Consider the following 24,706-nt stretch of genomic DNA (forward strand, 5'->3'; position numbering starts at 1 on the left):
TGAGGGATGTGGGCTTGATCCAACCGTGTCTTGACTTCGCTCGACACGAACGGCTGCGAGGCTGGGTCTACTCCGCCGGTCGGCGCTGAACCAAGCCGATGGAAATGATGTTCATCACCGGTTCGTCATATTGGTTCAGCACGGTCATGCGGCTGCGAAAGCTGCCCATTTCGGGGCGGCTGCGGGACGGCGTCTTCTCGATCACCTCCGTTTCGCACCGCAGGATGTCGCCGGGATATACCGGCTTGATCCAGCGTACTTCGTCCAAGCCCGGCGAACCCAGTCCGGCATGATCGACGTCCTCATAATGCTTGACCAGCATCGACATCATCATGGCGCATGTATGCCATCCGCTGGCGGACAACCGGCCGAAGTGCGTTTGCGCCGCTGCCTCGTCTGACAGATGGAATGGCTGCGGGTCGTATTTTCGTGCAAATTCGACCACTTCCTCGCGGGTAACCTTGTAGCTGCCGAAATTGGTTTTCGACCCGACTTCAATATCCTCGAAATACTGCATGGTCAGACATTAAACCGAAACAGCATGATGTCACCATCCTGGGTCACATATTCCTTGCCCTCGGCGCGCAGCTTTCCGGCTTCGCGCGCGCCGGCCTCGCCGCCCAGACGGACATAGTCGTCATAGGCGATGGTCTCGGCCCGGATGAATCCCCGCTCGAAATCGCTGTGGATGGCGCCGGCCGCCTGCGGGGCCTTGGACCCCTTGTGTACGGTCCACGCCCGCGCTTCCTTGGGCCCCACGGTGAAGAAGGTGATTAGGTCCAGCAACTCATATCCCGCGCGAATGATCCGGGACAGACCGGTCTCGGCAAGCCCAAGGTCGGACAGGAACTCCGCGCGGTCCTCTACCGGCATGGTGACAATTTCCGCTTCGATGGCGGCTGAAACGATAACGGCCTTCGCGCCTTCGGCAGCCGCCTTTTCGAACACGCGCGCGCTGAATGCATTACCGGCGGCGGCGTTCGCCTCATCGACGTTACAGACATAGAGGACGGGCTTGGATGTCAGCAGTTGCGCCTGCCAGAACAGCCGTTCTTCTTCAATATCCTTGGGTTGCGTCAGCCGGGCCGGCTTGCCTGCACGCAGCAACTCCAACGCCTGCCCCAGCACTGAAGCGCCCGCCTTTGCCTCCTTGTCGCCCTGCTGCCCCTTCTTCAGCAGGTTGGGAACACGCTTTTCCAGACTTTCAAGGTCGGCGAGCATCAATTCGGTTTCGACCGTCTCCGCGTCGGCTATCGGATCGATCTTGCCCTCGACATGGGTGATGTCGTCATCTTCGAAGCATCGCAGGACATGGACGATGGCATCCACCTCCCGGATATTGGCCAGGAATTGATTGCCCAGACCTTCGCCCTTGGATGCGCCGCGCACCAGGCCGGCGATATCCACAAAGGCAAGTTGCGTTTCTATGATCTTCGCGCTGCCGCCAATCTTGGCGATCTCATACAGCCGCGGATCGGGGACGGCGACCTGCCCGACATTGGGCTCGATCGTGCAGAATGGATAATTGGCCGCCTGCGCCGCCTGCGTCTCGGTCAGCGCGTTGAAAAGCGTCGACTTGCCGACATTGGGAAGCCCCACGATACCACAACGAAAACCCATTTTTCAAATCTCCCTCTCCCCATCAGGGGGAGCGGCCGGAGAACCCATCCCGGCCTTATCCATCTAATTCAAGGAACCCTGTTCCCACTTCCAAAGCATCGCTAGGCCGTGCTCTGGCGCAGCTCAAGAACAGGGCCCTAATCCTCTTGCAAACGCAACGCCACGTCGTTCATGAACCGCGCATCATCTTCGCGCGCGAGCCATTCCGCCTCGGCCGCGATAGCCCCCAGCATGTCGGACAGCGGGTCCATTTCAACCTTGGCGTAGTTGCCTAGCACATGGCCGTGCACTTTCGCTTTGTCTCCGGGATGTCCGATGCCAATCCGTACCCGGCGAAAAGCATTGCCGATATGCGCGTCGGTAGAGCGCAGGCCATTATGCCCCGCAGTTCCGCCGCCGCGCTTCACCTTTACCTTGAAAGGCGCCAGGTCCAGTTCGTCATGAAAGACGGTGACGTCCTCGGGTTCCAGTTTGTAGAAGCGCATGGCAGCACCTACCGACCGGCCGCTTTCATTCATATAGGTCGCAGGTTTCAGCAGTATAATTTTTTCAGGGCCAAGCCGCCCTTCGGCGACCCAGCCCTGAAATTGCTTCTTCGGCGGCGTAAAGCCATGCATTTCCGCGATAACATCTGCGGCCATGAAGCCGACATTATGCCGGTTAAGTGCATATTGAGTGCCTGGATTGCCCAGGCCTACCCAGATTTGCATGACGCCCGCAGCCTCTGACTGAAGGGTAGGGAAGATCAGGCTTCCGCTTCGCCTTCACCTTCAGTTGCTGCTTCGCCTTCGGCCTTCTTGAGCGCCGACGGGGCAACGATGGTCGCGATGGTGAAGTCGCGATCCTCGATGGCCGATTTGGTGCCAGCGGGCAGCTTTACTTCGCTGATGTGAATGCTGTCGCCCACGTCGCGGCCGGTGAGGTCGATGACCACATCGTCAGGAATGCTTGCCGCATCGCAGACGAGCTCCAGTTCGTGCCGGACGACGTTCAACACGCCGCCGCGCTTGATGCCCGGAGATGCTTCCTCGTTCTGGAAAACCACCGGAACCTGCACAGTGACGCTGGCATGTTTGGAAACACGCATGAAATCGACATGCAGGGGGCGGTCCGTAACCGGGTGGAAAGCGACATCCTTGGGAAGGGTACGGGCAGCCTTGCCGCCAACGTCCACCATGATCACGCTGTTCATGAAGTGGCCGGTGCCAAGCAGCTTGTTCAGCGCCTTTTCTTCCACATGAACCATGACCGGTTCCTGATTGTCGCCATAAATGACGGCGGGTACGCGACCTTCACGGCGCAGGGCACGGGAGGCTCCCTTGCCAGCCCGTTCGCGCGCCTCGGCCGACAGCGTAAGCTGATCGCTCATATGCATGTCTCCAAAAGCTTGATGTACAACAGACCCGCCACGCCTCCAGGGATGACCATAGCGGGATGCGGGCCTTTAGCATCTGTCCGGTAAAAAGCAAGAATGAACGCAGTTTGATTTATAATGTCGTCATCCCGCGAAGGCAGGGATCCATCTCACAGCCTTGCGTCCAGCGTTCCCGCCTTCGCGGGAGTGACGACCCGATTTTGTCGGCCTTATCGCCGGCTACTCTTCATGATGCGGTACGCGCTCGGTAACAATGCCCCGCTTCTTCAGATAATCCTGCACGCTTTTCTTGCCCGCAAGATGACCGGCGCCGACGGCGATGAAGACGGTTCCCGGCTTTTCCAGCATCGCCTGTATTTGTCCGGCCCAGTTCCGGTTGCGCTGAAACAGCAGAGTTTCCGCCAGATCGGGAGTGGCTTCCAGCGATTCATTCATCTCGTCCGCCAGTGCCTCTGGCTTTCCGGTCGCCCAGCTGTTCACCAGATTGGTGAAGTCCTTTTCGACATCGGCCATGCCATCCACTGTCGCGTTCAAAAAGGCGACCTGCTGCTTCTCCGGCAGGCTATCGAAATAGCCAAGCTGCTGCTCGGGCGTTTCGAGCGCACCTATGGATTTGCCGCTCGCCTTCGCGGCCGTGGTCAGCACTTTTTCCGCGCCCAGCTGGTCATCATATCCAAGCTTCCCGAGCGGAGCGAGAGACAGGGTGATCGCCGCGATCCAGGGTTTAAGCCGTTCAAAGGGTTGCCAGGAAATACCGGCCTGCGTCATAGCCGAAATATATTTCGCGTAAGCCTCCTTACCTAACTTGTCCCGCAACGGTTTGCCGGCAGGATCGACCGCCATCATCGCGACCTTCTGCGCCATTTCACTTTGGTCCGGAGTGACGATTTCCAGCACCAGCCGATCCGCCTTGGCAAAGGCGGCCCCCACTTCATCGTCCAGCCACACCGTTCCCGGCTTCAAGACATGGACCGTGCCGAAAAGATAGACGGTCGTATCCTCGTCCTTCACCACCCAAAGCGCCGGATCGGCGCTGGCGAGATCGACGGTGCCCTGGCGGCTGCTCGGCGGGTTCGCGCAGGCAGCAAGACTAAAGGAAAGCGCCAGCAAAAAGGCGGGCAGGCGAAACAGCATGATATAAGGCTCCATTCAATGGGGAGTCCTTCTCCATGGCGGGCTTCCAACTATCAAGCCAAATCTTGCCTTTTGGGCCGGTCTTCTTGACCCGCCGCCCGCCATGGGCCAAAGCGGCGCGCGAAAAGTCATTTCTATTGCAGATGCGAAGGCGAATGCGGGTGAGCGACAATAAACCCCTGAGTTTTCAAGACCTGATCCTCACCCTCCATGCCTATTGGAGCAAACAGGGCTGTGTGATTCTGCAACCCTATGACATGCGCGTCGGCGCCGGGACCTTCCATCCCGCGACTACTTTGCGCGCGCTGGGCCCTGATCGCTGGAACTGCGCCTATGTGCAGCCAAGCCGCCGTCCGACCGATGGACGCTATGGCGAAAATCCCAATCGGCTTCAGCATTATTACCAATATCAGGTGATCATGAAGCCATCGCCGCCGGATCTGCAGCAACTCTATCTGGGCAGCCTGGCGGAAATCGGCATCGACCCGCTGCTGCACGATATACGCTTTGTCGAGGATGACTGGGAAAGCCCGACGCTTGGTGCCTGGGGTCTGGGCTGGGAAGTCTGGTGCGACGGCATGGAAGTGACGCAGTTCACCTATTTTCAGCAAATGGGCGGCTTTGATTGCAAGCCCGTAGCGGGCGAACTTACCTACGGCCTTGAACGCCTCGCCATGTATATTCAGGGCGTCGACAGCGTCTATGACCTGCGGTTCAACGATCAAGGCGTCACCTATGGTGAAGTTTTCCTGGAGAATGAGAAGCAGTTCTCCAAATGGAATTTCGAGATCGCGGACACTGAAAAGCTGTTCCAATGGTTCCGCGATGCCGAAGCTGAGTGCAAGAACTGCATCGCGCAGGAATTGCCGCTACCCGCCTATGACCAGGCCATCGAAGCCAGTCATATTTTCAACCTGCTGCAAGCGCGCGGCGTCATCTCCGTTGCCGAACGCGCCGCCTATATGGGCCGCGTCCGCGATCTTGCCAAAGGCAGTTGCGAGGCATGGATGCAGAAGAACGGGTGGGCGGAATGATGGGAGCCGAAGTTCCTCCCCGGAACGGGGAGGGGGACCATGCAAAGCATGGTGGAGGGGGCTCGCCTCCCCTGCGTCGCCCCGAAACCTACACAGCCCGTAAACTCCGCCGGGAAATGAGCCTGCCCGAAGTGCTACTCTGGCAGCGCTTGCGGGCTAGCCAGCTCGGGATAAAATTTCGCCGCCAGCACCCCACCGGCAGCTATATAGCCGATTTCTATTGCAGCCCTGTGCGTCTGGTGATCGAGGTGGATGGTGAAGCACATAATATGGGGGGTCGGCCGGCGCGAGACGCCTCCCGCGACCTTTTTCTGAATGAGAACGGGTATAAGGTGCTGCGATTTGCCGCTTCCGATATTTTGAAGAATATGGATGCGGTCGTTGCGGCCATCGCAACGTTTGCCGCCAGCCCCCTCCACCACCAGCCTGCGACTGGCGGTCCCCCTCCCCGTGCCCGGGGAGGAGAATTAAGTCATGACTGACTTCCTCCTCGAACTCCTTTCGGAAGAAATCCCCGCCCGCATGCAGGCCAAGGCGTCGGAAGACCTTGCCCGTATGTTTACGGAGAAACTGGCCGAGGCGGGCCTGAAGGCCGAGCGGCTGACGAGCTATGTCACGCCGCGCCGCCTTGCGCTGATCGCTCACGACCTTCCGCTTCAGACCGAAGGGGTGACCGAAGAACGCAAAGGCCCTCGCGCTGACGCCCCGGCGCAGGCGCTCGAAGGCTTTCTCCGCTCCACCGGCCTTACCCGTGACCAACTTGTCATGCGTGAGGATAATAAGGGCAACGCGATCCTTTTCGCTGTGATAGAAAAGCCCGGTCGCCAAACGGCGGACGTGATTGCGGAAATCATACCGGCGATCATCCGGGCCTTTCCCTGGCCAAAATCGATGCGCTGGGGCAAATCGAGCCAGACCACCGAAAGCCTCCGCTGGGTCCGCCCGCTGCAAGGCATCGTCGCGCTGCTGGGCGACAATGTGGTGGACTGCCAGATCGACGGCATCCGTTCGGGCAACGCCACGGTTGGTCACCGCTTCCATCATCCGGGCCAGATCACCATCGGCAATGCGGGCGATTATGCGGAAAAGCTGCGTCTGTGCCATGTAATCGTGGATCAGAAGGAGCGCCAGCAACTTATTGAAGAAAAGGCGAAATCAGCCGCGGAAGTCGCTGGCCTGACGCTGGTCGAGGACAAGGGGCTGGTCGCGGAGAATGCAGGCCTTACTGAGTGGCCAATCCCGTTGCTCGGCCATTTCGACCCTGCTTTCCTTGAGGTTCCGCCCGAGGTGATCCAGCTCACCATGCGCACCAACCAGAAATATTTCGCGGTTCAGGATGCGAACGGCAAGCTTGCGCCCGCCTTCATCTGCACGGCAAACATCGACGCGCATGACGGCGGCAAAGCGATTGTCGCGGGCAACCAGAAAGTGTTGGCGGCCCGCCTCTCCGACGCTCGTTTCTTCTGGGAACAGGACCGGAAGACGAGGCTTGAGGAGCATGCGAAGAAGCTCGACCGCATCGTCTTCCACGAAAAACTGGGCACGGTAGCCGACAAGGTCGACCGCGTGGCGAAGCTGGCGAGATGGCTGGTCGAAGAGGGGATCATATCCTCCCCGGCACGGGGAGGGGGACCATCGCGTAGCGATGGTGGAGGGGGCTCGGCTCTCAATGCGCCCTCAGAAACCGCCGCGCCTGCCGAAAGCCCCCTCCACCCCCAGCCTTTGGCTGGCGGTCCCCCTCCCCATAGCGGGGAGGAACTCGCCGACCTCGCCGAACAGGCCGCCTACCTCTGCAAGGCCGACCTCGTCACCGAAATGGTCGGGGAATTCCCGGAACTTCAAGGCCTTATGGGCGGCTATTACGCCCGCGCCGAAGGCCTGCCGGAGGAAGTCGCCAACGCCATCCGCGACCATTACAAGCCGGTCGGGCAGGGCGATGACGTCCCCACCGATCCGGTTACGGTGGCGGTGAGTCTGGCGGATAAGTTGGATACGTTGGTCGGATTTTTTGCTGCTGACATGCTGCCAACCGGCTCAAAAGATCCCTTCGCTCTGCGGCGAGCGATGCTTGGTGTGCAAAGCTTAACCGAGAAATCGGGCCTGCGCTTTTCCTTGGGTGCTGTGGTCGCTCAAGCGCTCGATAATCTCGCTTCTAAGAATGAGGAAGGAGAGCGATGGATTTGGGGCTATCGCGATCTGACGCAAGAAGAACGGCAGAAAGTTAAGGCTAGTGCAAATGGGGTGAGTTGGGCTCCACAGACTGAAGTGAATGTAGTGAAGACGGTCTCCCTTTTAGGCGACTTCTTCGCCGACCGCCTCAAGGTCCAGCAACGCGAGGCAGGTGTCCGCCACGACCTCATCGACGCCGTTTTCGCCCTCGGCGGAGAGGACGACCTCGTCCGCCTGCTCGCCCGCGTAAAGGCGCTGCAATCCTTTATCGCCACGGAGGATGGTGCGAACCTCCTCATCGGCTATCGTCGCGCCGCGAATATCCTGAAAAAGGAACAGTTTGACGGCTCACCCGCAATTTCCCTTTCCTATGACCCGGAAAATGAAGAAGCTGCCCTCATCGCCGCGCTGGACGTGGCGGAACCTAGGGCGGCGGATGCGGTTAGTGCGGAGGATTTTGAAGGCGCGATGTCGGCGCTCGCTTCGCTGCGTGCGCCCATTGACGCCTTCTTTGACAAGGTGACGGTGAATGATGCCGATCCGGCAAAGCGGACGGCAAGGCTCGGCCTCCTCATGCGTGTTCGTAATGCCGTGCATGAAGTGGCTGATTTTTCTAGAATTGAGGGTTGATTGGCGGCCAAGTCAGGTCCACGCAAATCGACCCAGCAACGGCGTGAACTTCGGGGCAAAAGCCCGATCATCAGTGCAGGATGAAAGAGAAGAATGACTAAATATGTGTACCGGTTCGGCGGCGACGTTTCCGACGGGGGCAATGGCGACAAGAACTTGCTCGGCGGCAAGGGCGCCAATCTGGACGGCATGGCCTCCATCGGCCTGCCGGTCCCTCCAGGCTTCACGATCACGACCGAAATGTGCACCCGCTATTATGAAGATGGCGAGACCTATCCCGATAGCCTGCACGAAGAAGTAAGAAATGGCATCGCGCATATCGAAGGCGTCACCGGCAAGCGCTTTGGCGACCCCACCGACCCGCTGCTCGTCTCGGTCCGCTCCGGCGCGCGCGTTTCAATGCCAGGCATGATGGACACCGTCCTCAACCTTGGCCTCAACGACGTAACCGTGCAGGGCCTGGCCTCGGCCTCGGGCGATGAACGCTTCGCCTGGGACAGTTACCGTCGCTTCATCCAGATGTATTCGGATGTCGTCCTTGGCCTCGACCATGGAGCCTTTGAAGAGGCTCTGGAAATCGCCAAGGAAAATAATGGCTTCACGCTCGATACAGAGATGGGGGCTGAACATTGGAAGGCGCTCGTTTCAGAATATAAGGCGATTGTGGCCGATCAGTGGGACAAGCCTTTCCCGCAGGATGTGAATGATCAGCTTTGGGGCGCGATCAGCGCCGTGTTCGGCAGTTGGCAGGCCGACCGAGCCAAGGTGTATCGTCGTTTGAACAATATCCCCGGCGATTGGGGCACCGCGGTCAACGTACAGGCGATGGTGTTCGGCAATATGGGGGACACCTCCGCCACCGGCGTTGCCTTCACGCGCGATCCGGCGACGGGTGAGAATTGCTATTATGGGGAGTTCCTCATCAACGCGCAGGGCGAAGACGTGGTCGCCGGTATCCGCACACCGCAATATCTGACCAAGGAAGCGCGTGAGCGGGCAGGGGCGAAGGCCTTGTCCATGGAAGAGGCGATGCCGGAAACCTATATCGAGCTCGCCAAGGTCTTCCACATCCTGGAAACCCATTACCGGGACATGCAGGATATTGAGTTCACTGTGCAGCAGGGCAAGCTCTGGATGCTTCAGACCCGATCGGGCAAACGCACGGCCAAGGCGGCTCTGAAGATCGCGGTGGACATGGCCAATGAAGAACTCATTTCGGAGGAAGAGGCCATCGCTCGTGTCGATCCAGCCGCGCTTGATCAGCTCCTCCATCCCACGCTCGATCCCAATGCGCCTCGCGATGTGCTGACCAAGGGACTCCCGGCCTCTCCAGGAGCGGCTTCCGGAATCATCGTATTCGATGCTGACGCTGCGGAGCGTCGCGCGGAGCTCGGTGAATCCGTCATTCTTGTCCGCATCGAAACCAGCCCGGAAGATATTCACGGGATGCACGCGGCCAAGGGTATCCTGACAGCGCGCGGAGGCATGACGTCACATGCGGCCGTGGTCGCTCGCGGCATGGGGCGTCCCTGCGTTTCTGGTGCAGGCGGCCTTTCCATCGATGCGCGCAGCGGCGTGCTCAATGTTGGCGGTCGCAGGCTTGTGGAGGGCGATACCATCACGATCGACGGCAGCACCGGCGAAGTCATGGCGGGCGAGGTTCCGACGGTTCAGCCGGAACTCGCGGGCGATTTCGGTACGCTGATGGTGTGGGCTGACAAGGTACGCCGCCTGAAGATACGCGCCAATGCTGAAACGCCGCTGGATTGCCGCACCGCGCGGGAATTCGGCGCTGAGGGTGTCGGCCTTTGCCGCACCGAGCATATGTTCTTCGACGCTGCACGCATTACTGCCGTCCGCCAGATGATCCTGGCCGACACGGAAAAGGGCAGGCGGGAGGCGCTCGCCAAGCTGTTGCCGGAACAGCGCAGCGATTTTACCGAGATCTTCCGCGTGATGGCGGGCCTTCCCGTCACCATTCGTTTGCTCGATCCGCCGCTGCACGAATTTCTCCCTCATGGCGAGGCGGAGTTTGCGGAAGTGGCCGAAGCCGCCGGCGTCGGCGTCGAGGCGTTGAAGCGCCGCGCCGCCGAGCTGCACGAATTCAATCCCATGCTCGGCCATCGCGGCTGCCGCCTGGGCGTTACTTATCCTGAAATCTACGAGATGCAGGCGCGGGCCATTTTCGAGGCGGCAATCGACGTCGCCATCGAATCGGGCGAAGCGCCGATCCCGGAAGTCATGATACCGCTCGTCGCCACCCGGAAAGAGCTGGAGCTTATGAAGGCCGTGGTCGACAAGGCTGCTGAAGCGGTGTTCGCGGAAAAAGGCCGAAAGGTCGAATATCTGGTCGGCACCATGATCGAGCTGCCACGCGCGGCATTGAAGGCTGGCGAAATTGCTGAGGTGGGTGAATTTTTCTCTTTCGGCACCAATGACCTGACCCAAACCACTATCGGGATCAGCCGCGATGACGCCGGCCGGTTCCTGACCCAATATGTGGACAAGGGGATTTTCCCCCGCGATCCTTTCGTCAGTCTGGATATTGAAGGCGTGGGCCAACTCATTGAACTTGCTGCCGAACGGGGCAGGGCCACTCGGTCGGGCATCAAGCTTGGCATATGCGGTGAACATGGCGGCGACCCAGCCTCCATTGCCTTTTGTGAGGCGATCGAACTCGATTATGTGAGCGCGTCGCCTTATCGCGTCCCCATCGCTCGACTTGCGGCTGCGCAGGCGGCGTTGAAGGCGCGGGGCTGAAACGCCGTTGCGCGCGATCGGTGGTCGGCTGAGTCGATGAACGACCGCGCTCTCATCGACCGGTTTCTGGAGATGATGGCCGCCGAGCGTGGAGCTGCCCGTAACACCTTGCTCGCATATCAAACGGACCTGCTGATGGCCTCCGCCTTTCTCCCCGGCGGCCTGGCAACCGCAGGGTCGGCGCAGCTATCGGGACTTAGTGGCGAATGGGCCCAGCTTGCTCCTGCCAGCGCGGCCCGCAAGGCATCGGCGCTTCGGCGTTTCTACGCCTTCCTCCAGGAAGAGGGATTGCGGGAGGATGATCCCTCCGTTGCTCTGCCGCGGCCAGCGCAGCAAAGGCCGCTTCCCAGGATATTGAGCCGGGAGGAACTGGACTGGATATTTGCGGAATTGGAGGAGCGGACGAACATTGCCGTTCCTTCCCCGCTGGACCTTCGACTATCCGCGTTGATGGAGCTGCTTTACGGGTCCGGGATGCGCGCTACCGAACTGGTTTCGCTTCCGCGTCAGGCCGTGGCCCCCGACCGGCCATTCCTGATCCTTAGCGGCAAAGGGGGGCGTGAACGCTTGGTGCCGATTTCCGATCGCGCTCGTGCTGCAGTCGCTCGGTGGGCGGAGCATGTGTCGACGGATGCCCCCTGGCTTTTTCCTTCGGGAAAGAGCCATCTCTCCCGCATTCGCCTTTATCAGCTGGTGAAGGAGTTGGCGGCGATGGTGGGTATCCCCCCTCAGCGGGTCAGCCCCCATGTCCTGCGCCACGCTTTCGCGACGCACCTGCTGGAGGGAGGCGCGGACTTGCGGGCGTTGCAGACCATGCTTGGACATGCCGATATCGGGACAACGCAAATCTACACGCATGTCGATAGCCGTCGTCTGATCGAACTTGTAAATGCGCGCCATCCTCTCGTTGACCTTAAGCGCGGAGCGCCTTAACGCCATCGCCCATGGTAAGCTTTCTCGATTTCGAAAAACCGATAGCGGCACTCCAGGCTCGCGTAGCGGAACTCCGCGAAACGGCCAATGAGGGCTCGCTCGATATAGATGCGGAAATTCAGCGGCTTCAGGCCCGCTCGGAAAAGATGCTGGCGGACACCTACGCAAAGCTGACGCCCTGGCAAAAGACGCAAGTGGCGCGCCACCCGGAACGGCCGCACTTCAAACATTATATCGCAGGGATATTTGACGAGTTCATGCCTTTGGCGGGCGACCGCGCTTTTTCGGATGATCAGGCGATAATTGGCGGTTTCGCTCGCATGGGCCAGCGTCGGCTGATGGTGATCGGCCATGAAAAAGGCGACGATACAACCAGCCGCTTGAAGCATAATTTCGGCATGGGTAAGCCCGAAGGCTATCGCAAAGCCATTCGGCTGATGCAACTCGCGGATCGTTTCGGACTGCCGGTTGTCACATTGGTCGACACATCGGGCGCATTCCCGGGAGTGCAGGCGGAGGAACGCGGTCAGGCTGAAGCGATCGCTCGCTCAACCGAACAATGCCTGGCGTTGGGCGTTCCGATGATTGCGGCCGTGGTGGGCGAGGGTGGCTCTGGCGGCGCGGTCGCATTGGCGGCGGCAAACCGGGTCCTGATGTTCGAACATGCCGTCTATTCCGTGATCTCACCAGAAGGATGTGCCTCCATCCTCTGGCGAACGGCCGAGAAAGCAAGCGACGCTGCGACCGCAATGCAAGTGACTGCGTCGGACCTGTTGCGGCTTGGGGTCATCGACCGGATTGTCAAGGAACCTGTAGGCGGGGCGCATCGCAATCCCGCGGCGGCTATCCAATCATTGGGCGACGCCATCACCCAGGAGTTGGAACAGCTTTCCGCATTGAAGCCGGACAAGCTGCGGGTAGCGCGGCAGGAAAAGTTCCTGGCGATGGGCGCTTAAGCTCGAGGAGTTTCATGTAAAAAAGCCTGTCCGGGACAGGCCTTGAAATAGTGGCTCCCCTGGGTCGACGAAACTGAGAACTACGAATTCGCCATCGCCCTACGCCAGCCGACGCCACAACCGACAAGAATGCGCAAGCGCGACCGTGATTGCGCGGAAGCCCTTCGCCTTTCCGGCGGACCGAAGCCGTCGTTGAGGGAACAGGCTGTCGCGCTCGCCCGGCAACGAGGGGTAGTGCGAACGCATGATCTGTCAGACATTGGCATTCCCCGCTGCTACCTGACCCGGATGTGCGATGAGGGTCTGCTCATCAAGGTCAGTCACGGACTCTATCGCGCCGCCGCGCGCGATGCGGCATAACTTGAGCCTGATTCGTGTTCCACGCGTTGGCAAGACCGCGTCGCGCAGATCGCGCAAGTAGAGGCTATGGCGCAAAATCGGTGCGCTGATACCGTTCGGATTTCCGTGCCGGGCGACCTTCCTTGGACAACTGAAAAGCCGGATAGGCACGATCGCCATTCTCCTCGAGCCAGAAGAGCGATGCTTCTTCGGGATCCGCTGGCGCGACGCCGAGACGCTCTGGGAATGCCGCGCCGACACGACGCCACCGCCATCCTCAACGTGGCCCGTAATCGTCGCGCTATCGCTCTCACCATTGATTATGAACGACAGTAGTTTGACCTGGGGGTCGTCATCGCCCGAAAGCGCGACTGCGCCATACCACAGGATTGCCACGAACGGTTGTGCGCAGCGCCGTCACACCCCGCGGCCGGTACGCCGGATAAACAGGCCACCGGAGCGTAGAAGCCCAGTTGCCCCATATAAAGGTATTGTAGAGCAATAGGCCGTCTGGTTCCGCTTTGCCGGGCGATGCAATCCCGACTTGGCGCGTTGATTGACAGGGTAATGGACTTGTGCTTTTTAGCGGGTTGGAAACTCAAACCCGCTGCGCGGAAGGATGCTTGAATGAACTATGTTTCAGACACAGTCGAGACGCTCAAGATCAAAGGTAAATCGGCAACTTTCGCCTACCGCGATTTTGGCGCCAATAATTCGGCGCCGCCGCTCCTTCTCCTGCAGCGCTTCAGGGGGACATTGGATCATTGGGACCCGGCTTTCCTGGAAGTTCTCGCTTCCGAGAGGCGTGTAATCATTTTCGACAATGCCGGCGTGGGCGCGAGCACGGGAGAGGTTCCCGACACGATCGCGGGTGCAGCGGATGGCGTCATGGACTTTCTGAACGCTCTGGGCATTGAACAGGTCGACCTCCTCGGTTGGTCGATGGGCGGTATGACGGCGCTGCTCACGACGCTAAACTATCCTGCCGCCGTGCGGCGTGCCCTCGTCCTGGGCAGCACGCCAGGCGGTCTCCCTGATCCGCAGGAGCCAAACCAGCGTGTGTTCGACGTGATGACGTCGCCGACTAGTACCGATGAAGATTATATCTTTCTGTTTTTCGGGGAACATGAAGAAGGACGCCGTCTCGGACTGGAATCACTTCGCCGGCTGGATACCCGCTTGCTCGAGTCGCAGGCGGACGTGACGGCCGAAGCATGGGGTCGTCAGCTAGGAGCCTGCATGAAATTCATGGGGGGTGAAGACGCAGCATGGGACCGCCTTGAGGAAATCCAAGTGCCTGTCCTCGTGGCCAATGGCGCGCACGACGTAATGGTGCCATCGGAACACTCGTTCGCAATGGCCAAGCGCATGAAGAATGTGACCACGGTCATCTACGGAGACGGAGGTCATGGATTTCTCTTCCCGCACTACGAAGACTTTGGAAAGATCATTCTTGATTTTCTGAAATGAACCGAAAGCTCCGCGTACAGAAGTTGCTGCGGCAATCTGGACCACCGCACCGTGGTCCAGTCCCTGACCACGGCGCTACCATTTGGAGTCCCCGATGAGGAGCAAACCCTCCGACTTCAGCCGGATACTGGCTTCAGCCTCAGACTCGGCAGATATTTGGACCGCGGCGTTGTTGCCTTGGCGAGGCGGTTGCCAAGACCGTTGCAAGCGCTTCACGGAAAACTTATGTTGCCGACATGAGAAACCCACGCATTCCCCAGCCCCGAGACTGTTCGATCGACGCAGCCATGAAGTTGCTCGGGCAGAAATGGGCGATGGTGGCCCTTCGCGAGATAAGCTTTGGCCAGTTGAGGTTTGACGATATCGCATTCAACACAGGAGCGCCACGCGACATATTGGCCGCTCGCTTGAAGTCTCTTGAGGCGGGCGGCGTCGTTCGCCGCGAGCTTTATCAGGAGCGGCCGGCGCGCTATGAATATCACCTTACTGACGCAGGCGAGCAGCTATGTGGTATCATGCATGCCATTCGCGAATGGGGCGATCGCTTCATGAGAAGCGATCCGGAGCATATCGCGCGTTTCCGGCATGGCTGTGGGGCTGAATTGGAGGCTGAAGTGCGTTGCAAAGGATGTGGAGCGCGCCTCTCGGCAGACAGCATAGCGCCGTGCGTTGTCGAGGACGGCGTTTAGAGCGGGCTGCATTAGATGTGATCATATTCCGTCCGTGTCGAGCGAAGTCGAGACACCCCTTCGAGCGTAGCCGAGAAGCCTCGATGAGCTCGGCATGGTCCCTCGACTTCGCTCGGGACGAACGGCGGGTGGTTCGCGTATTGTGCAAGGCAATCTAGAAGCTGGTGCGAAGATCGAAACATCCATAGCATCGCAATATATCAATTTTAATGGTTGTGTTTTCAAACCCACTAATTTACTCCACATATGGAGGGCCCAGAATGGGGCCGGGCATGTGATGGGGAGTTAAAATGTCTGCACCTTCAACGAACCGAGTCGCCCTTGTGACCGGGGGTTCTCGTGGGATCGGTCGGGCTATCGCTCTCCGGCTTGCGCAGGATGGCTTTGATGTCGCAGTCAATGACATCCCATCGGCGATCGGCTGCGTTGAGGAATGCGTGGGGGAAATCAGGGCGCTTGGACGGCAGGCCGTCGCCGTGGTTGCCGACGTAACGGATCCGCAGGCCGTGGCCGGAATGGTCGCGGCGACGGTCGAAGGGCTCGGCCGGATCGACGTGGCCGTAGCGAATGCCGGGATTGCCCGTATCGAGAACTTCCTCGATATCACGGCGGAATCCTGGGACCAGGCCTTCGCCGTCAACACCAAAGGGGTGTTCCTGACCTGGCAGGCGGCTGCGCGCCAAATGATCGCCGAGGGTCATGGCGGAAAGCTGATCGCTGCGGCCTCCCAGAATGCCTTTCGCGCGACGGATATTTTGCCGGCTTATGCGTGTAGCAAATGGGCCGTGCGCGGCCTTACCCAGGCCGCAGCGCAGGCCTTTGCGAAGTATGGCATCACCGCCAACGCCTACGCGCCCGGCGTCGTTGATACCCCGCTCTGGGATACTGCTCGCGATCTGTTCGATCATATTGTCCCGACAATTCCGCTTGGTCGCGCGCAGCAGCCTGAAGACGTAGCAAAGCTCGCATCCTTCTTTGCATCGCCCGAGTCCGATTACATGAGCGGCCAGACTGTGATCATGGATGGCGGCATGATCTTCTCCTGATGGATCTGAAGCGCTTACCTGTCCGCAGGTCAGCCTCTGGGCTGAACCCGTCAGCTAAACTTCAACATTTGCCGCCGCATTACTACCCGACGGCCTTGCCGTTGCCAAATCAAAGGCCCGCACAATGACACATCCATCCGGGGATGATCATTATCGACCGCGACATCTGAGCAACCTGCGTTCGCGGGCATGGTTCGACAATCCCTCCAACCCGGAAATGACAGCGCTTTATATCGAGCGCTATCTGAATTTCGGATTGAGCCTTGAGGAGCTGCAGTCGGATCGCCCGATCATCGGGATTGCCCAGTCGGGAAGCGATCTCGTCCCCTGCAACCGGCATCATGTCGTTCTGGCGGATCGCGTTAAACAAGGCATTCGCGAAGCAGGGGGCATTCCGCTCGAATTCCCGATCCATCCGATTCAGGAAACGGGCAGGCGCCCGACGCCCGGTATAGATCGGAACCTTGCCTATCTTGGCCTGGTCGAAGTACTCCACGGCTATCCCATTGATGGCGTCGTGCTCACCATAGGCTGTGACAAGACGACTCCCGCATGCCTGATGGCGGCGGCCACGATGAATATCCCGGCGATCGCGCTTTCGGTCGGGCCGATGCTGAACGGTAATTTCAAGGGGCGGCGCACCGGCTCGGGCACGGTCGCCTGGCAGGCGCGCGAGGCGCTGGCGCAGGGCAAGATCGACTACAAAGGGTTTGTCGAACTGGTGGCGTCCTCCGCGCCGTCGACGGGATATTGCAACACGATGGGCACAGCGACGACGATGAACTCGCTTTGCGAGGCACTCGGCATGTCGCTTCCCGGCTCCGCCGCAATTCCCGCACCGCATCGAGATCGTCAACAATGCGCGTGGGAAACCGGGCGCACGATCGTTGACATGGTCCACGCCGATCGCAAACCCTCGGATATTCTGACACGGGCTGCATTCCTGAACGCAATCCGCGTCAATTCAGCGATTGGCGGATCGACCAATGCACCCATCCATCTGAACGCGATTGCCCGGCACATAGGTGTCGAACTGACGCTGGCGGACTGGGAGGAATATGGCGCCAAGGTGCCGCTGATCGTCAATCTCCAGCCGGCAGGCGAGTATCTTGGCGAAGACTTTTATCGTGCCGGTGGGGTGCCGGCGGTCATGGGTCAGCTGCGCTCCGTCGGGCTGATCGACGAAAGCGTGCTGACCGTCAACGGCCGTACCATCGGCGAAAATATCGCGGCCGCGGAGGTCTATGATACCGATGTGATCCGGCCAATAGATCAGCCGCTCAAGATGGACGCCGGGCTTACTGTGCTGTCCGGCAATGTATTCGACGCAGCGGTGATGAAGCTTTCGGTCATCTCCGAGGAATTCAGAGGGCGCTACCTCAGCGACGCCGACGATCCGGACGCCTTTGTCGGCACTGCGCTCGTCTTCGATGGCCCGGAGGACTATCATGCCCGGATCAACGATCCTGCAACCAATGTTGATGCTCGCACCATTCTGATCATGCGCGGCGCGGGTCCAATTGGCTATCCAGGCGGAGCGGAGGTGGTCAACATGGGGCCTCCGGCGGCGTTGATCCAGGCGGGTGTCCATGCCCTGCCGTGCATAGGGGACGGGCGCCAGTCGGGCACAAGCGGCAGTCCATCGATCCTGAATGCGGCGCCCGAAGCTGCCGTGGGCGGCGGGCTTGCGCTACTGGAGACTGGCGATCGCATTCGTGTCGACTTGAAAAGCAAACGCGTCGACATGCTCATTTCGGACGAGGAACTCGAACGCCGCCGGGCGGCGCAGGACGCAACCCCTTACCAAGTGGTCGCCTCGCAGACGCCATGGCAGGAGATCCATAGGCAGACCGTCGGACAATTCGACGGCGGCGCGGTGATCGAACTTGCGGTCAAATATCAACGCATCGCCGAAAAAGGATTGCCACGGGAGAATCACTGATGGTTACAGTCGTGCCCGGCAGCGGACATTCTGTATTGGGCGAGGGACCAATCTGGTCCGAAGAACGTAACGCCGTTTTTTGGACCGACATTCTCGGCAAGCGCCTCAATCGACTATCTCTCGAGGACGGAACCGTGACGGGCTGGAATATGCCCGAAGCAATCGGATGGGTGATAGAGCGCGCAAATCATCCGGGGCTCCTCGTCGGGCTCGCCAGCGGGTTTGCCGATCTCGATCTCGATCCCTTCGACCTCAGGCCGTTCCACGATCCAGAGCCGGACAAGCCCGGCAATCGCATGAACGATGCTAAAGCGGATTCCCATGGGCGGATCTGGTGCGGGACCATGCCCTTCGATTGGCGGGGCGCCGGTGCCAGTGGCTCTCTTTACCGCCTCGACCCCGATCGTAATTGTGCCAGGGTTGACGGCCCTTATACCATCCCCAATGGCCCTGCGATCGATCGCGCCGACGCCATGATGTTCCACACAGACACCATGGAACGGATAATCTACCGCATCGACATCCATAGTGATGGTAGCCTCGGACCACGTAAGCCCCACATCATTTTCGATGAGGATTGGGGGCTTCCCGATGGCATGACATTCGACGCCGATGGATGCCTTTGGGTAGCGCATTGGGGAACCGGACAGGTCAGTCGCTTCGATCCCGATGGACGCCGCGAGCGAGCGATCAGGCTTCCAGCCTCGCAGATCACCAGTATGGTGTTCGCAGGAGCGGATCTGGATCGCATGTTCGTCACCTCCGCCGCCGAAAATGTATCGGAAGAGCATGGCGGAGCGCTGTTCGAGGTCGATCCCGGTTGCCGGGGACTGCCTACGCTCAAGTTCGGCGGATAACGTGCGACGTCCTGATATGTGCCTGAGAAAAGATGGAGCATAAAGCATGGTGCACAAGCCGAACAGATTCAAAGCCGGCCTGAAGCAGGGGCAAATTCAAATCGGCCTGTGGCTTTCGACGGGCGAGCCCTATTTGGCGGATGTCGCGGGACACGCTGGATTTGACTGGCTGGTCATTGATGGGGAGCACGGACCCAACGACCTCAAAAGCATCCTTGCTCAACTCCAGGTCCTGGAATCATCTGATGCCGAGGCTGTCGTCAGGCTGCCCGTAGGTGAAAAATGGATGATCAAGCAGATGCTGGACATCGGGGCTCGCACGCTCCTTATCCCCATGGTGAACTCGGCGGAGGAGGCCGAAGAACTCGTCAGATCCGTTCGATATCCGCCCAAGGGCGACCGCGGAATGGGGGCGATGACCGCCAGGGCCTCCCAATTCGGCGCTATTTCCAATTATGTCGATATCGCCGAAAGTGAAATATGCTTGCTGATTCAAGTGGAAACCAAGCGCGCTTTGGCCGACATTGAACGCATATCCCGCGTTAAAGGCATCGACGGCATATTTATCGGCCCAGCGGATTTGGCGGCGGATATGGGGGGTGCTTTTGATAGTGAAATTGTGCTCTCTGCAATCGGCAACGCGATCAAGAAGATCCGGATGGCAAACAGACCCGCCGGAATTTTGACGTTCGACGAAAAACTGAACAAGAATTTCATTGATCAGGGGGCGACCTTTGTCGCTGTCGGTGCTGACGTCGCAGAACTCAGCAGAGCTCTTCGCACGCTAAGCGCGCGCTATGGGCGCGGCGGCGCGGCGGACCTAACAACATCACAAGCAACATATTGATCTAGTATTTGTGGGGGCACTGGTCGATTTTGGCTTGGGTTCCGGAAAGATTATTGGGACACATATCACCAATATGTCATAGTGTTCGGTCGGAGAGAAAATGATGGGCATGGCGGCGAATCACGTCGATATCGTTCTGGATACATTGCAGACACCGAACGCAGCTGCCCTTTCGTCGGTAAAGGCCTCCTGGTTCCGCTCGGCGCTGCATCATGGTCTTGATCCCGCCGCCACGCGGCCGCGCGAACTCATCGGCGAGCGCAAGCTGCATGAATTGCGCGATTTGCACTCCTCCTTCCTCTTGGCCGCCCGCCCGGTTCTCGACGAAATTTCAAGGTCGGTCGGTCGATCAGGCTGCGGTGTTGCTCTGACCAACGCGGATGGCATCATTCTCGAGGGCCGCGTCGCGGCAGGCGACGCTGATCATTTTGCTTCCTCCGGCTTGGTCGAGGGCTCGCAATGGTCCGAGGCTATCGAAGGGACCAACGGAATCGGCACATGCCTTCTGGAAGCCAGACCGGTGATCATCCACAAGGGTCAGCATTTCTATCAACGCAATATCGACATCAGCTGTATTGATGCACCGATCTTTGACCCGACGGGACGCCTCGTGGGCGCCATCGACGTAACAAGCTGCCGGCTGGATCACGGTTCCGCCATGGCAGAGATGATCGGGGGCATTGTACGAGAAGCGGCGCGTCGCATCGAGCGGGACTATTTCTGTCGGCATTTCGATGATTCTCGCGTAATCTTTCTGGCGGAGGCCAGCATTGGTACGGAATTACTGGCGGTTGATGCTGACGATCTGGTCATTGGCGCGTCACGAGCTGCGCGTCTACGCCTTGACATAACTGACCAGATGATTGCTCGCCCCCAACCGGTCGTTCAGGTGATCGGACTAAACCAGAGTCTTTCGTTCGAGGATAGTCAGCAGAGGGTCATTCGCCAGGCGTTGGCGAAGGCTGGGGGCAACGCGACGCAAGCAGCCCAACAGCTTGGAGTGTCCCGCGCGACTTTCTATCGGCGGATGCGACATGCAGGCTTGCGTCAATAGTTTGGAATAGTGTCTCAATGCTGAGACACAACGACCGCCTTGCAGGGTCCCGCCCCTTCTTACCTCGACGCGGTCTTGATAAAACGCACCTTCTAAAGTCGCCAATGTGGCTCATTCGATAATAGAAGGATAGCGATAATGGATATGCTCGTCGCAGAGTCATCGCCAATGCTGAAAGCGCCGTTCGCTGCGCGATATGACAATTTCATCGGCGGCCAGTGGGTCGCTCCCAAGGCAGGCCGCTATTTCGAGAACGTCTCGCCGATCACGGGCAAGGTTGTTGGCCAGATCGCGCGATCCGATGCCGCGGATATAGAGCTTGCGCTTGATGCGGCGCACCTTGCTAAGGACGCCTGGGGCCGCACCTCGCCTGCAGAACGCGCGCAGATCCTCAACCGGATCGCCGATCGCATGCAGGAGAATATCGAAAAGCTGGCCACCGCCGAGACCTGGGACAACGGAAAGCCAATCCGGGAAACGATGGCGGCCGACATGCCGCTGGCCATCGATCATTTCCGCTACTTTGCAGGGGCCATTCGCGCGCAGGAGGGTTCGCTCAGCGAAATCGATCATGACACCGTGGCCTATCATTTCCACGAACCGCTTGGCGTGGTCGGCCAGATCATACCGTGGAACTTCCCATTGCTGATGGCGATGTGGAAGCTTGCTCCCGCGCTCGCTGCCGGAAATTGCGTTGTTCTCAAGCCGGCGGAACAGACGCCAGCTTCGATCATGGTCTGGATGGAGATTGTCGCCGATCTTCTGCCTCCCGGCGTGGTGAATATCGTCAACGGCTTTGGCCTGGAGGCAGGCAAGCCGCTCGCCTCGTCCAGCCGGATTTCCAAGATCGCGTTTACCGGCGAAACCACGACCGGCCGCCTCATCATGCAATATGCGAGCGAGAACCTCATTCCGGTGACGCTCGAACTGGGTGGGAAGTCGCCGAACATCTTCTTTGAGGACGTGGCGCGGGCGGACGACGATTTCTTCGACAAAGCGATCGAGGGCTTCGTAATGTTCGCGCTTAACCAGGGTGAAGTTTGCACCTGCCCGAGCCGCGCGCTGATCCACGAGAAAATCTATGACCGATTCATGGAACGCGCGTTGAAGCGCGTCGGCGAGATCGTTCAGGGCAATCCCCTCGATCCTGCGACCATGATCGGAGCGCAGGCTTCGTCCGAACAGCGCGAGAAGATCCTGAGCTACTTCGACATCGGCAAGCAGGAAGGCGCGGAACTGCTGATTGGCGGAGAGGCGGCCAGCCTTCCGGGTGAACTGGCAGGCGGTTATTATGTGAAACCCACTGTCTTCCGCGGCCACAACAAGATGCGGATCTTTCAGGAAGAAATCTTTGGGCCTGTGGTTTCGGTCACGACCTTCAAGGACGAGGAAGAGGCTCTTTCGATCGCCAACGACACGCTTTATGGGCTGGGCGCCGGGATATGGAGCCGCGAGACCAATACCTGCTATCGTTTCGGACGCGCGATTCAGGCGGGCCGGGTGTGGACGAACTGCTATCATACCTATCCCGCGCACGCCGCCTTTGGCGGATACAAGCAGTCGGGTATCGGTCGCGAGACCCACAAGATGATGCTCGATCATTATCAGCAGACCAAGAATATGCTTGTCAGCTATAGTCCGAAGAAGCTCGGCTTCTTCTGACGGGATCATGCGGGGGCTGAGCGTTCGAGATTCTCTGTCTTGGTGCAAAGCCCCCGCTTCCATTCCGGCCATATCGCACGACGGCCGCCTTATGCAGGTGGATCGACAGGCTCAAAGTGAAGGAATGCTATCGTGGCTGAAGAGATATTCGACAGCCGGCGGGTGATTGCGACGGACAAGGCGCTGGCGCTGATCGAAGAGTTGAAGCGTGAATATGGCGCGTTGCTGTTTCATCAATCCGGGGGCTGCTGCGACGGGTCATCGCCGATGTGCTATCCGCTCGGGGACTTTCGCATCGGCGACAATGACATCCTGCTCGGCGAGGTCGCCGGAACGTCGGTTTACATCGGGCGTGCGCAGGGCGAGGCGTGGAAACACACCCAGCTCATCCTGGATGTTGTTCCGGGACGCGGCGGCATGTTCAGCCTGGAGAACGGCCGCGAGGTTCGATTTCTTTCGCGCGGCCGGGTCTTTAGCCAGTCCGAATATGCGGCCCTGGCCGCCGGGGGCTTTACGCCTGAACGTTGATGGTCGTGTCGAGGACTGCGGATGTCCGCCTCCGAGGCAGGCCGGGAAGACGCGATAGGGTAGAATTATTTGAGGAGGGCGTTTTGTCACTTTTTCAGCAGCGGGAGCGGGTTGTGAATGGATCTGAAACACAGTCTCCGGCGCCGCTCCAGACCATAGGCAACTTCATCTCTGGTGAGCATAACCTGGCACCGGACGGGCGGACCCAGGACGTCTTCAATCCTGCAGCCGGAATCGTGACGGCGCGCGTGCAGCTGTCATCGCGTGCGGACATCGATACGGCCGTTGCCTCAGCGCTCGCCGCCTTTCCCGAATGGGCCGATACCCCTCCCATCCGCCGGGCGCGGATCATGAACCGCTTTCTTGGCCTCGTGAACCAGCGCCGGGACGAGTTGGCTCGCGCTATCACGGCTGAGCATGGCAAGATATTCTCGGATGCGCAGGGCGAGGTGGATCGCGCCATCGATGTGATCGAATTTGCCTGCGGCATTCCACACCTCCTGAAGGGCGACTTCAGCGATCAGGCATCGACGGGAATCGACAATTGGACTCTGCGCCAGCCGCTGGGCGTGGTGGCGGGCATCACACCCTTCAACTTCCCCGTCATGGTGCCTGCGTGGATGTATCCGGTGGCGATCGCGGCCGGCAACAGCTTCATATTGAAGCCGAGTCCAATCGATCCCACGCCCGCGCTGATGGTCGCCGAACTCTTTCGCGAGGCAGGTCTGCCCGAAGGGGTCTTCAATGTGGTGCAGGGCGACAAGGAAGCCGTAGACGCGCTGCTGGAGCACCCTGATGTCCAGGCCGTCTCCTTTGTCGGCTCGACACCCATCGCCAACTATGTCTATGAGACGGGCGCTCGGACGGGTAAGCGCGTGCAGGCGCTGGGCGGAGCGAAGAACCACCTCGTGGTGATGCCCGACGCAGATATCGACAAGTCGGTCGACGCCCTGATCGGGGCGGCGTACGGCTCGGCGGGCGAGCGGTGCATGGCGATCTCGGTGGCTGTGCTCGTGGGAGACGTGGCCGACAGGATCGTCACGGAACTGAAGGCGCGCGCCGAGCGGCTCGTCGTCAACGATGGTTTGGAACCTGGCGTCGAAATGGGGCCTATCGTGACGCCCGCGGCCCGTCAGCGTATCTCCGGTTACATCGATGCCGGCGTGGCGGAAGGCGCTTCGCTTCTGGTTGACGGTCGCCGCTTCAGTGTGGAGGGCCGCGAGAACGGGTTTTTCCTGGGGGCCACTCTTTTCGACCATGTCACGCCCGGCATGAAGATTTACCGCGAAGAGATTTTCGGCCCAGTGCTTGCGTGCGTTCGCGTAGACTCTCTCGACGACGCCGTCCGCCTTATCAATGCACATGAATTTGGAAACGGAGTGAGTCTTTTCACCCGCGACGGTGGCGCGGCCCGCGAGTTCGGGCGGCGCATCCAGGTCGGCATGGTCGGCATTAACGTGCCGATCCCCGTTCCTATGGCCTGGCACGGATTCGGCGGCTGGAAGAAGAGCCTTTTCGGTGGGATGCACGCATATGGCGAAGAGGGGGTGCGCTTCTACACCCGCCAGAAGTCGATCATGCAGCGCTGGCCCGACGGCATCGGCAAAGGAGCCGAGTTCGCCATGCCGGTTGCCCGTTAGGCGCCCAACCACAGGAGAAAC

Annotated in this window: 22 protein-coding genes; 17 read left to right on the plus strand and 5 right to left on the minus strand. The window is 59.6% G+C overall.

The genetic code is table 11. The features are described from left to right. Positions 1 to 67 precede the first annotated feature (67 nt). The 5 genes from HNQ99_RS09105 to HNQ99_RS09125 all read right to left on the minus strand — a co-directional run bounded on the left by HNQ99_RS09105 (position 68) and on the right by HNQ99_RS09125 (position 4,129). Positions 68 to 517 carry a MaoC family dehydratase gene (locus HNQ99_RS09105; RefSeq protein WP_184475341.1) on the minus strand — a complete coding sequence of 150 codons (450 nt, stop codon included), beginning with the start codon at positions 515 to 517 and terminating at the stop codon, positions 68 to 70. A 2-nt stretch (positions 518 to 519) separates the two neighbouring features. Then, positions 520 to 1,620, minus strand: a complete 1,101-nt coding sequence (gene ychF / locus HNQ99_RS09110) for a redox-regulated ATPase YchF (RefSeq protein ID WP_184475342.1) — start codon at positions 1,618 to 1,620, stop codon at positions 520 to 522. Between the two features lie 137 nt (positions 1,621 to 1,757). Beyond that, positions 1,758 to 2,330 (minus strand): aminoacyl-tRNA hydrolase, encoded by a 573-nt coding sequence (gene pth / locus HNQ99_RS09115; RefSeq protein ID WP_184475343.1) that lies wholly within the window; start codon positions 2,328 to 2,330, stop codon positions 1,758 to 1,760. A 35-nt stretch (positions 2,331 to 2,365) separates the two neighbouring features. Further along, positions 2,366 to 2,989 (minus strand): 50S ribosomal protein L25/general stress protein Ctc, encoded by a 624-nt coding sequence (locus HNQ99_RS09120; RefSeq protein WP_184475344.1) that lies wholly within the window; start codon positions 2,987 to 2,989, stop codon positions 2,366 to 2,368. A 225-nt stretch (positions 2,990 to 3,214) separates the two neighbouring features. Then, entirely contained in the window at positions 3,215 to 4,129 is a 915-nt protein-coding gene (locus tag HNQ99_RS09125) for a TraB/GumN family protein (RefSeq protein WP_184475345.1), read from the minus strand. Between the two features lie 155 nt (positions 4,130 to 4,284). On the opposite strand from HNQ99_RS09125, the gene HNQ99_RS09130 reads away from it, so the two are divergent. The 17 genes from HNQ99_RS09130 (at position 4,285) to HNQ99_RS09210 (ending at position 24,685) form a co-directional block, all read left to right on the plus strand. Next, on the plus strand, positions 4,285 to 5,163 hold the full coding sequence (locus HNQ99_RS09130; protein ID WP_221232649.1) for a glycine--tRNA ligase subunit alpha: 879 nt from the start codon (positions 4,285 to 4,287) through the stop codon (positions 5,161 to 5,163). Next, complete coding sequence (locus HNQ99_RS09135) at positions 5,133 to 5,645, plus strand: endonuclease domain-containing protein (RefSeq protein WP_246414827.1); 513 nt, start codon at positions 5,133 to 5,135, stop codon at positions 5,643 to 5,645. Before HNQ99_RS09130 ends, HNQ99_RS09135 begins: the two co-directional genes overlap by 31 nt. Beyond that, positions 5,638 to 7,962, plus strand: coding sequence for a glycine--tRNA ligase subunit beta (gene glyS / locus HNQ99_RS09140; RefSeq protein WP_184475347.1), 2,325 nt, complete (start codon positions 5,638 to 5,640; stop codon positions 7,960 to 7,962). The genes HNQ99_RS09135 and glyS overlap by 8 nt, the downstream gene beginning before the upstream one ends. A 93-nt stretch (positions 7,963 to 8,055) precedes the next feature. Next, the gene (gene ppdK, locus HNQ99_RS09145; protein WP_184475348.1) at positions 8,056 to 10,722 is read left to right on the plus strand and encodes a pyruvate, phosphate dikinase; all 2,667 of its coding nucleotides are present in this window, start codon (positions 8,056 to 8,058) and stop codon (positions 10,720 to 10,722) included. Between the two features lie 36 nt (positions 10,723 to 10,758). After that, entirely contained in the window at positions 10,759 to 11,655 is an 897-nt protein-coding gene (locus HNQ99_RS09150) for a tyrosine recombinase (protein WP_184475349.1), read from the plus strand. An 11-nt stretch (positions 11,656 to 11,666) separates the two neighbouring features. Continuing rightward, complete coding sequence (locus HNQ99_RS09155; protein WP_184475350.1) at positions 11,667 to 12,611, plus strand: acetyl-CoA carboxylase carboxyltransferase subunit alpha; 945 nt, start codon at positions 11,667 to 11,669, stop codon at positions 12,609 to 12,611. 129 nt (positions 12,612 to 12,740) lie between these two features. Continuing rightward, a complete protein-coding gene (locus tag HNQ99_RS09160; RefSeq protein ID WP_184475351.1) occupies positions 12,741 to 12,971 on the plus strand; it encodes a type IV toxin-antitoxin system AbiEi family antitoxin domain-containing protein in 231 nt (76 codons plus the stop codon). A gap of 606 nt (positions 12,972 to 13,577) precedes the next feature. Beyond that, positions 13,578 to 14,420 (plus strand): alpha/beta fold hydrolase, encoded by an 843-nt coding sequence (locus HNQ99_RS09165; protein ID WP_184475352.1) that lies wholly within the window; start codon positions 13,578 to 13,580, stop codon positions 14,418 to 14,420. Positions 14,421 to 14,707: 287 nt separating this feature from the next. Then, entirely contained in the window at positions 14,708 to 15,109 is a 402-nt protein-coding gene (locus HNQ99_RS09170; protein WP_221232638.1) for a winged helix-turn-helix transcriptional regulator, read from the plus strand. Positions 15,110 to 15,399: 290 nt separating this feature from the next. Beyond that, entirely contained in the window at positions 15,400 to 16,155 is a 756-nt protein-coding gene (locus HNQ99_RS09175) for an SDR family oxidoreductase (protein ID WP_184475354.1), read from the plus strand. A 124-nt stretch (positions 16,156 to 16,279) separates the two neighbouring features. After that, positions 16,280 to 18,097: an IlvD/Edd family dehydratase gene (locus HNQ99_RS09180; RefSeq protein WP_184475355.1), complete on the plus strand. Its 1,818-nt coding sequence runs from the start codon at positions 16,280 to 16,282 to the stop codon at positions 18,095 to 18,097. Then, complete coding sequence (locus HNQ99_RS09185; RefSeq protein WP_184475356.1) at positions 18,097 to 18,954, plus strand: SMP-30/gluconolactonase/LRE family protein; 858 nt, start codon at positions 18,097 to 18,099, stop codon at positions 18,952 to 18,954. Before HNQ99_RS09180 ends, HNQ99_RS09185 begins: the two co-directional genes overlap by 1 nt. Positions 18,955 to 19,000: 46 nt before the next feature. After that, entirely contained in the window at positions 19,001 to 19,801 is an 801-nt protein-coding gene (locus tag HNQ99_RS09190; protein WP_184475357.1) for an aldolase/citrate lyase family protein, read from the plus strand. Between the two features lie 109 nt (positions 19,802 to 19,910). Next, complete coding sequence (locus HNQ99_RS09195) at positions 19,911 to 20,855, plus strand: GAF domain-containing protein (RefSeq protein ID WP_246414830.1); 945 nt, start codon at positions 19,911 to 19,913, stop codon at positions 20,853 to 20,855. A 138-nt stretch (positions 20,856 to 20,993) separates the two neighbouring features. Then, positions 20,994 to 22,517, plus strand: a complete 1,524-nt coding sequence (adh, locus tag HNQ99_RS09200) for an aldehyde dehydrogenase (protein ID WP_184475359.1) — start codon at positions 20,994 to 20,996, stop codon at positions 22,515 to 22,517. Between the two features lie 132 nt (positions 22,518 to 22,649). Continuing rightward, complete coding sequence (locus tag HNQ99_RS09205; RefSeq protein ID WP_184475360.1) at positions 22,650 to 23,045, plus strand: DUF779 domain-containing protein; 396 nt, start codon at positions 22,650 to 22,652, stop codon at positions 23,043 to 23,045. A gap of 113 nt (positions 23,046 to 23,158) precedes the next feature. Then, positions 23,159 to 24,685 carry a CoA-acylating methylmalonate-semialdehyde dehydrogenase gene (locus HNQ99_RS09210; protein WP_322790349.1) on the plus strand — a complete coding sequence of 509 codons (1,527 nt, stop codon included), beginning with the start codon at positions 23,159 to 23,161 and terminating at the stop codon, positions 24,683 to 24,685. The last annotated feature ends 21 nt before the right edge of the window (positions 24,686 to 24,706 follow it).

The organism is Rhizorhapis suberifaciens (genome assembly GCF_014200045.1).
Taxonomy (GTDB): domain Bacteria; phylum Pseudomonadota; class Alphaproteobacteria; order Sphingomonadales; family Sphingomonadaceae; genus Rhizorhapis; species Rhizorhapis suberifaciens.

Coding starts and splice junctions, on each gene's coding strand:
- HNQ99_RS09105 (WP_184475341.1), bottom strand. CDS start 517: ATGCAGTATTTCGAGGATATTGAAGTCGGGTCGAAAACCAATTTCGGC.
- ychF (WP_184475342.1), bottom strand. CDS start 1,620: ATGGGTTTTCGTTGTGGTATCGTGGGGCTTCCCAATGTCGGCAAGTCG.
- pth (WP_184475343.1), bottom strand. CDS start 2,330: ATGCAAATCTGGGTAGGCCTGGGCAATCCAGGCACTCAATATGCACTT.
- HNQ99_RS09120 (WP_184475344.1), bottom strand. CDS start 2,989: ATGAGCGATCAGCTTACGCTGTCGGCCGAGGCGCGCGAACGGGCTGGC.
- HNQ99_RS09125 (WP_184475345.1), bottom strand. CDS start 4,129: ATGCTGTTTCGCCTGCCCGCCTTTTTGCTGGCGCTTTCCTTTAGTCTT.
- HNQ99_RS09130 (WP_221232649.1), top strand. CDS start 4,285: ATGCGGGTGAGCGACAATAAACCCCTGAGTTTTCAAGACCTGATCCTC.
- HNQ99_RS09135 (WP_246414827.1), top strand. CDS start 5,133: ATGGATGCAGAAGAACGGGTGGGCGGAATGATGGGAGCCGAAGTTCCT.
- glyS (WP_184475347.1), top strand. CDS start 5,638: ATGACTGACTTCCTCCTCGAACTCCTTTCGGAAGAAATCCCCGCCCGC.
- ppdK (WP_184475348.1), top strand. CDS start 8,056: ATGACTAAATATGTGTACCGGTTCGGCGGCGACGTTTCCGACGGGGGC.
- HNQ99_RS09150 (WP_184475349.1), top strand. CDS start 10,759: ATGAACGACCGCGCTCTCATCGACCGGTTTCTGGAGATGATGGCCGCC.
- HNQ99_RS09155 (WP_184475350.1), top strand. CDS start 11,667: ATGGTAAGCTTTCTCGATTTCGAAAAACCGATAGCGGCACTCCAGGCT.
- HNQ99_RS09160 (WP_184475351.1), top strand. CDS start 12,741: ATGCGCAAGCGCGACCGTGATTGCGCGGAAGCCCTTCGCCTTTCCGGC.
- HNQ99_RS09165 (WP_184475352.1), top strand. CDS start 13,578: ATGAACTATGTTTCAGACACAGTCGAGACGCTCAAGATCAAAGGTAAA.
- HNQ99_RS09170 (WP_221232638.1), top strand. CDS start 14,708: ATGAAGTTGCTCGGGCAGAAATGGGCGATGGTGGCCCTTCGCGAGATA.
- HNQ99_RS09175 (WP_184475354.1), top strand. CDS start 15,400: ATGTCTGCACCTTCAACGAACCGAGTCGCCCTTGTGACCGGGGGTTCT.
- HNQ99_RS09180 (WP_184475355.1), top strand. CDS start 16,280: ATGACACATCCATCCGGGGATGATCATTATCGACCGCGACATCTGAGC.
- HNQ99_RS09185 (WP_184475356.1), top strand. CDS start 18,097: ATGGTTACAGTCGTGCCCGGCAGCGGACATTCTGTATTGGGCGAGGGA.
- HNQ99_RS09190 (WP_184475357.1), top strand. CDS start 19,001: ATGGTGCACAAGCCGAACAGATTCAAAGCCGGCCTGAAGCAGGGGCAA.
- HNQ99_RS09195 (WP_246414830.1), top strand. CDS start 19,911: ATGGCGGCGAATCACGTCGATATCGTTCTGGATACATTGCAGACACCG.
- adh (WP_184475359.1), top strand. CDS start 20,994: ATGGATATGCTCGTCGCAGAGTCATCGCCAATGCTGAAAGCGCCGTTC.